This is a genomic window from Roseburia sp. AM59-24XD (assembly GCF_003478445.1).
Classification (GTDB): domain Bacteria; phylum Bacillota; class Clostridia; order Lachnospirales; family Lachnospiraceae; genus Jutongia.
In genome coordinates, this window is the sequence record NZ_QUET01000015.1 from 82,640 (window position 1) to 90,145 (window position 7,506).

The window sequence follows — 7,506 nt, forward strand, 5'->3', positions numbered from 1 at the left end:
CGCGCTATCCGAGATATTCGCATGCCGCCAATGCAGCAACCGCGCCATCTGCGGCTGCTGTCGTAAGCTGGCGCACTGTCTTCGTCCGGCAGTCTCCTGCCACAAATACACCCTCAGTCTCTGTCTTACAGTCCTCACCTGCTTTGATGTATCCCTGCTCATCCAATGGCGCAACCTCTGCAAACTCCTGATTCTCCGGCATCTGTCCTACCGCCACAAACAACCCTGCCACCGGCACTAAAAGCTCCTTTTCCTGCTTCTTATTCCAGACATGCAGCGATTCCAGATTGCCGTTCTCATCCGTCTCCATTCCTGTCACTGTGCAGGATCGCAAAATCTCCACATTCTCCTTTGTCTCTAACAGTGTAAGCTTCTCCGGCTCTCCACGGAACGTATCGCGCCGGTGGATCAGATAGACCTTTTCACAATACTGTGCAAGAAACAAAGCATCCTCCAATGCCGTATTGCCGCCTCCGGCAACCGCCACCTTACGTCCCCTGAAAAACATGCCGTCACAGGTCGCACAGTAAGACACACCGTGTCCGATCATCTCCCGCTCATTCTTAAGACCAAGCGGACGATTTCTCGCTCCGGTCGCAAGAATCACACTTCTCGTCCGGCACAGCTTCTGCTCACCGCCCTGCTCTACCGATACCTTGAAAATATCACGGCTGCATTCCTCTTCGTCCGGCGAAAGTTCTGCCACCTCAAGCTCCGCAGAGTCACCGTTGCATTCCCGTTTCAGTGCCGTAACCTTACCGGTCTCATACTCCATGCCGAGATTCTTCGCCTGCTCATAAAGTCCCTGCGCAAATTCAAAACCGGATATCTTTGCAATACCCGGATAATTCTCGATCTCCGGAGTCACAACGATCTGTCCGCCGTACATTTTCTCCTCGAGTACCAGCACACTCTTACCGGACCGCAGTGCATAAATCGCTGCCGACAACCCGGCTGTTCCTGCTCCCACGATCAACACATCATATATTTTCTCTGCCATAAGCCCTCCTGATCTCTGTATTTCCTTCTGTTTCAAAAATGCAATATACTAATAAAGCAGGCAAAAAACGCCTGCTTTATCTTTATTCGTGCTATTACTGGTGCATAAATGCCAAAAGCTCATCCTTGCTCTTGACTCCGATATCCTTCGCTGTGACCTCACCGTTCTTGATGAGGATCAGCATCGGAATGCTGACAACTTTAAACTGCTGTGCCAGATCCATCTGCTCATCCACATTCACCTTGCAGATCTTGACATCGTCTACTTCTCCGGCAAGCTCCTCTACCACAGGACCAAGCATCATACAAGGTCCGCACCAGGATGCCCAGAAGTCGATCAGTACCGGCTTATCAGACTGCATTACTTCCTGTTCAAAGTTGTCTGTTGTTACATGTACTACTGCCATAACAATCCCTCCATTCCTTATCATATCTTTCTATTATCCCCAGAATACAGAACATTTATTACAGCTGGGTTGTGACAAAAATATCGTAAATTGCCTTGATCGCATCATCAAAGTCTTCGTTGCTGACACCAATAATGATGTTTAACTCGGATGATCCCTGATCGATCATCTTAACATTGATGTTGGCATGTGCCAGCGCAGAAAAGATTCTGCCGGCAGTACCACGGTTTGACTTCATGCCGCGTCCAACGACAGCGATCAGAGCAAGATCAGCCTCCAGATCGATCGTATCCGGATGTGCCAGACGATGGATCGCGGAGATCACCTTCTGCTCCTTCTGCTCAAACTCCGGCTCATGAACAAATACTGTCATGGTATCAATACCGGACGGCATATGCTCAAAGTTAATACCGTTCTCCTCAAATGCAGTAAGAACCTTACGTCCGAAACCAACTTCGGAGTTCATCATATCCTTCTCAACATTTACGGCAACAAAGCCCTTCTTACCTGCGATACCGGTGATCGTGTATGCAGAATGATGACAGGTACTTTCTACGATCCATGTACCCTCATCCTCCGGTGCATTGGTATTACGGATATTAATCGGGATACCAGCCTGACGAACAGGGAATACGGCGTCCTCATGAAGCACGCTCGCACCCATGTAAGAGAGCTCACGAAGCTCACGGTATGTGATGATCTTAATCGGCTCCGGATTGTCAATGATACGCGGATCGGCGATCAGGAATCCGGATACGTCTGTCCAGTTCTCATAGCTTGTTGCATGTACGGCTCTTGATACGATAGAACCGGTAATATCAGATCCTCCTCTGGAGAATGTCTTGATCGTGCCATCAGCCTTTGCACCGTAAAATCCCGGTACAACCGCTCTCTCAACGCCCTTGAGACGCTTCTTTAACAGCTTGTCGGTCTCCTCCGGCATAAAATTACCGTCCACATCGAAACGGATCGCATCTGCCGGATCCACAAACTCATATCCTAAATAATTTGCCATGATAATACCATTAAGGTACTCACCACGAGATGCTGCATAATCCTCTCCTGCCTTCTCTGCGAAGTTCTTCTCGATAGTCTTAAACTCCTCGTCGAGGGACAGCTTCATATGAAGTCCGTTGATAATAGACTCATAACGATCCTTGATCTTCTTTAATGCACTGCTAAAGCTCTTATCTTCCTTTGCCAGCGCATAGCAGGCATACAGCATATCTGTAACCTTGGTATCCTTGTCGTTCCGCTTGCCCGGTGCACTTGGAACAACAAATTTTCTCTCCGGATCAGCCTTGATGATCTTGCCAACCTTTGAAAACTGCGTTGCACTTGCCAGAGAGCTTCCACCAAATTTTACTACCTTAATCATATTTCTGACTCCTTTATTCTCAATCTCGTAATCCTGCCGCCCGGATCAATCCGATCCCGGCATATCTGCCTCCATTATCTTTTGATAATGCTCCGACAATCAATTTATCACAAAATCGCCGATTTGAAAACCCATTTTAACGATTTTGTTTATTTTTGAAACATTGTTTCAAGAATATCCGTGCCTGATTTCGTCCGGAATATCTTCTCTCCCGCACGCTCTACCGCCTCGCCGGACACCCCGTCCTCATACAGATTCACCAGAAAATCCGCTTCCACCAGGATCTGATAATCCATACCGTCAATGCCGTCATAGGTATGATGATGACCCACCAGATAGCATACTCTTGCAATCACCTTCTCCGGATAGCCCAATGCTGTCAGCAGCTTTTGCGCTGCCGCCGGTCCCTCCTTCTCCTGCAGCTTACCGCCGCACTGACCGAATTTCTCCTCAGCCGGCTTGATTCCAATATCATGTACGATTGCCGCCGTCTCCAGTATAAACTGCTCCCCGGCAGGAAGCTTCTCCTTTTCCCCGATCATCTTGGCGAACGTATATACCTTTATAAAATGCTGGATCCGTTTGGGATCACCGGCATAATAACGAATCATTTCTGTTATTAATATATTATTATCTTTCATATTATGTTCTCCACTCCTTCCACACAAAGTATACAGCAGGTGCCGCCTTTTCTTCAAACCTTTTTTGTTGTATCAGAAAACAACAAATTTTCTGACATAACAAAAAGGAGGCTGCTGCATAATTGCAACAACCTCCTCGTAGTTACATATATCAGATTAAGCTCCGATCGTTCTTAAAGTCATGGCAGAATTATTTGTAAAGCTCTACCAGCTTCTGCAGATGCTCATAACGAGCCTTTGCAGCATCCTCTGACTCCTTGAACAGTCTCTCAGCTCTCTCTGGGAATGGCTTGATCAGACGAGTGTAACGAGCCTCGTTGTTCAGGAATGCCTGATAATCATCGAAGTTTACACCCTTCTCAGATGTGAAGCTGAATGGATTCTTGCCCTCTGCCTTAAGAGCAGGGTTGAATGAGAAGAGGTTCCAGTAACCAGCCTTAACAGCCTTCTTCATCTCATCCTGACAGTGGTTCATACCACCCTTAGCGATTCCGTGAAGCTCACATGGAGCATAACCGATGATCAGGGATGGTCCGTTGTATGCCTCAGCCTCAGCGATTGCCTTAACAGCCTGTGCAGGGTTTGCACCAAGAGCAATCTGTGCTACATATACATAGCCATAGCTCATAGCGATCTCTGCAAGAGACTTCTTGCCGATCTCCTTACCGGCAGCAGCGAACTGACAAACCTCACCGATGTTGGAAGCCTTAGATGCCTGTCCACCTGTATTAGAATACATCTCTGTATCGAATACCATAACGTTTACATTCTCACCGGATGCAAGTACGTGGTCGAGACCACCAAATCCGATATCGTATGCCCAACCGTCACCACCGAAGATCCATACAGACTTCTTAGAAAGATAATCCTTCTTAGCAAGTACTGCCTTAGACTTCTCACAGCCACACTTCTCGAGCTCAGCGATCAGTGCTTTGGTAGGCTCAACGTTTGCCTTAGTGTCATCCTTTGTCTCAAGGTATTTATCGATTGCAGCCTTAACATCAGCGGATGCATCGTCAGATGCTGCGATCTCTTTCAGAGTCTCGATAGCCTGGTCACGAAGATACTTCTGACCTACATACATACCAAGACCATGCTCTGCGTTATCCTCGAACAGTGAGTTAGACCAAGCCGGTCCCTTCTTGCTGTCCTTGTTTACTGTATATGGTGAAGTTGCAGCCGGGTTACCCCAGATAGAAGAACATCCTGTTGCGTTAGAGATGTACATCTGCTCACCAAACAGCTGTGTTACGAGACGTGCATAAGATGTCTCTGCACAACCTGCACAGCTTCCTGAGAACTCAAGGAGTGGCTGGTTGAACTGGCTTCCCTTAGGAGTAGTATCTGCAAATCCGCTGTCCTTCTTGCTAACATTAGCTACCAGATAATCAAATACCGGCTGCTGATCTGCCTGTGACTCCTGTGGTACCATCTTGATCGCACCGTCTGCTGCCTTAGGACATACTGTGATACACTCACCACATCCCATACAATCCAGAGGAGATACGCTCATAACGAACTTGTACTCGCCAGCCTTAGGCTTTGTGTCAGAAAGCTTGATCTGCTCCGGAGCAGCCTTAACCTCATCCTCAGAAAGGAGGAATGGACGGATTGTTGCATGTGAACATACGAACGCACAGTTGTTACACTGGATACATGTGTTAGGATCCCATACAGGAACTGTTACGGCTGTACCACGCTTCTCGTATGCAGAAGCACCTGTCTCGAACTGTCCATCCGGATTCTCAACGAATGCAGATACAGGAAGGCTATCACCATCCATCTTAGAGATCGGCTCAAGGAGATTCTTAACAAGCTTAACAACCTCCGGACGTCCCTCTAATTCCTTAGCAGGAGCATCTGGAACAGGATTCTTCCAAGAATCCGGAATCTCTACTTTGTGTACTGCATCAAGTCCGGCATCAATTGCCTTGTAGTTCATCTCTACGACAGCGTCACCCTTCTTAGAGTAAGACTTCTTAGCTGCCTGCTTCATGAACTCTACAGCATCATCGATCGGCATTACGTCAGCCAGCTTGAAGAATGCAGACTGAAGAATTGTGTTGGTACGCTTACCCATACCAATCTCGATTGCCTTATCGATTGCATTGATCGTGTAAAGCTGAATATTGTTGTCAGCGATATATTTCTTAGCCTCAGCGTTGAGATGCTTATCAAGCTCCTCATCAGACCACTGGCAGTTGATCATGAATACTCCGCCCGGCTTAACATCCTGAACCATCTTCATGCCCTGGATCACATATGCAGGGTTATGACATGCTACGAAGTCAGCCTGGTTGATGTAATATGGGCTCTTGATCGGGTTGTCACCAAAACGAAGGTGAGAAATTGTAACACCACCGGTCTTCTTTGAATCATACTGGAAGTATGCCTGGATATACTTGTCTGTGTGGTCACCGATGATCTTTGTAGAGTTCTTGTTAGCACCTACAGTACCATCTCCACCGAGACCCCAGAACTTGCACTCCTTTGTACCAGGTGCAGAAGTGATAGGAGCCGGCTTAACCTCAGGAAGACTGAGATTGGTAACATCATCTACGATACCAACTGTGAAACGTGGCTTAGGAGCATCTTTCTTCAGCTCTGTATAAACAGCAAATACTGATGAAGGAGGAGTATCCTTAGAACCAAGACCATAACGTCCGCCAGTCAGAACGATGTCATTAAGACCTGCCTCACGAAGAGTAGCTGCAACATCAAGATATAAAGGATCACCAAGAGAACCAGGCTCTTTTGTACGATCAAGAACTGCGATCTTCTTAGCTGTCTTAGGGATCACCTTAAGAAGTGCCTCTGAAGACCATGGACGATACAGACGAACCTTGATAAGACCAACCTTCTCGCCAGCCTTTGTCAGGTAATCAATTACCTCCTCTGCAACATCACAGATGGAACCCATTGCGATGATAACACGATCTGCATCAGGAGCACCATAGTAATTGAAAAGACCATAGTTTGTACCGAGCTTCTCATTAATCTTGCCCATGTACTTCTCTACTACTGCAGGAAGCTCATCATAAGCCTTGTTACAAGCCTCACGATGCTGGAAGAATACATCACCGTTCTCATGAGAACCACGAGCTGCCGGATGCTCAGGATTCAGTGCGTGTGCACGGAACTCCTCAACAGCGTCCATTGGACACATTTCCTTCAGATCCTCATAGTCCCACTTCTCGATCTTCTGAATCTCATGAGAAGTACGGAAACCATCGAAGAAGTTGATGAAAGGAACCTTGCCCTCGAGTGATGCAAGATGTGCAACCGGGCTTAAGTCCATAACCTCCTGTGGGTTTGTCTCAGCCAGCATAGCAAAACCGGTCTGACGACAAGCGTAAACGTCACTGTGATCACCGAAGATATTCAGTGCATGTGTAGATACTGTACGTGCAGATACATCAAATACACATGGTAACTGCTCACCGGCAATCTTATACATATTAGGGATCATCAGCAGAAGACCCTGAGATGCTGTAAATGTAGTAGTGAGTGCACCTGCTGCAAGGGAACCGTGTACGGTACCTGCTGCACCTGCCTCAGACTCCATCTCTACAACCTTAACGGTATTACCGAAGATGTTCTTCTGTCCTGCTGCTGACCACTGGTCAACGGAATCAGCCATTGGGCTGGAAGGTGTGATAGGATAGATACCTGCTACTTCTGTGTAGGCATACGCTACATGAGCTGCGGCGGTATTTCCATCCATAGATTGTTTAGCTCTTGCCATTTGTATAGAATCCTCCTTAATATAGTTTCTGATAACATTTTATCACTTAAAAAATCAAATGTAAAGAATGGGAGGTTCATTTTTGTCGGAAAACAGCGAACTTAACAAAAAATTTACACTTTTTTCATGCTAGTGATACTGCCGTTTTTTATCAATAGCAGTCGTTTATTGAGACTCTACATGACATCATTAAACAAGAACAAGGGCAAAACCAGCGTTTTGCCCTCCAAGAATTGCTTCGCAATTCTCGTTGGCCTTCCACCACATTACGAGCATTTTCCTATACCAGAACAAAAGGGCAAAACCAGCGTTTTGCCCTCCAAGATTGCTTCGCAA

Annotated in this window: 5 protein-coding genes; all 5 read right to left on the reverse strand. The window is 46.9% G+C overall.

Annotated features, from left to right (window positions below; translation table 11 throughout):
- Positions 1-4: 4 nt before the first annotated feature.
- Complete coding sequence (locus DXA20_RS08895) at positions 5-988, reverse strand: NAD(P)/FAD-dependent oxidoreductase (protein WP_118560203.1); 984 nt, start codon at positions 986-988, stop codon at positions 5-7.
- A 106-nt stretch (positions 989-1,094) separates the two neighbouring features.
- On the reverse strand, positions 1,095-1,406 hold the full coding sequence (gene trxA / locus DXA20_RS08900) for a thioredoxin (protein WP_022306769.1): 312 nt from the start codon (positions 1,404-1,406) through the stop codon (positions 1,095-1,097).
- Between the two features lie 58 nt (positions 1,407-1,464).
- On the reverse strand, positions 1,465-2,784 hold the full coding sequence (locus tag DXA20_RS08905) for an aspartate kinase (protein ID WP_022306770.1): 1,320 nt from the start codon (positions 2,782-2,784) through the stop codon (positions 1,465-1,467).
- Positions 2,785-2,933: 149 nt separating this feature from the next.
- A complete protein-coding gene (locus DXA20_RS08910) occupies positions 2,934-3,425 on the reverse strand; it encodes an HD domain-containing protein (protein WP_118560191.1) in 492 nt (163 codons plus the stop codon).
- Positions 3,426-3,615: 190 nt separating this feature from the next.
- The gene (gene nifJ / locus DXA20_RS08915) at positions 3,616-7,170 is read right to left on the reverse strand and encodes a pyruvate:ferredoxin (flavodoxin) oxidoreductase (protein WP_022306772.1); all 3,555 of its coding nucleotides are present in this window, start codon (positions 7,168-7,170) and stop codon (positions 3,616-3,618) included.
- Positions 7,171-7,506 lie beyond the last annotated feature (336 nt).

Bases quoted from the DNA above. Each gene is read 5' to 3' on its own strand.
- DXA20_RS08910 (WP_118560191.1), bottom strand. From the start codon at position 3,425: ATGAAAGATAATAATATATTAATAACAGAAATGATTCGTTATTATGCC.
- nifJ (WP_022306772.1), bottom strand. From the start codon at position 7,170: ATGGCAAGAGCTAAACAATCTATGGATGGAAATACCGCCGCAGCTCAT.
- DXA20_RS08905 (WP_022306770.1), bottom strand. From the start codon at position 2,784: ATGATTAAGGTAGTAAAATTTGGTGGAAGCTCTCTGGCAAGTGCAACG.
- trxA (WP_022306769.1), bottom strand. From the start codon at position 1,406: ATGGCAGTAGTACATGTAACAACAGACAACTTTGAACAGGAAGTAATG.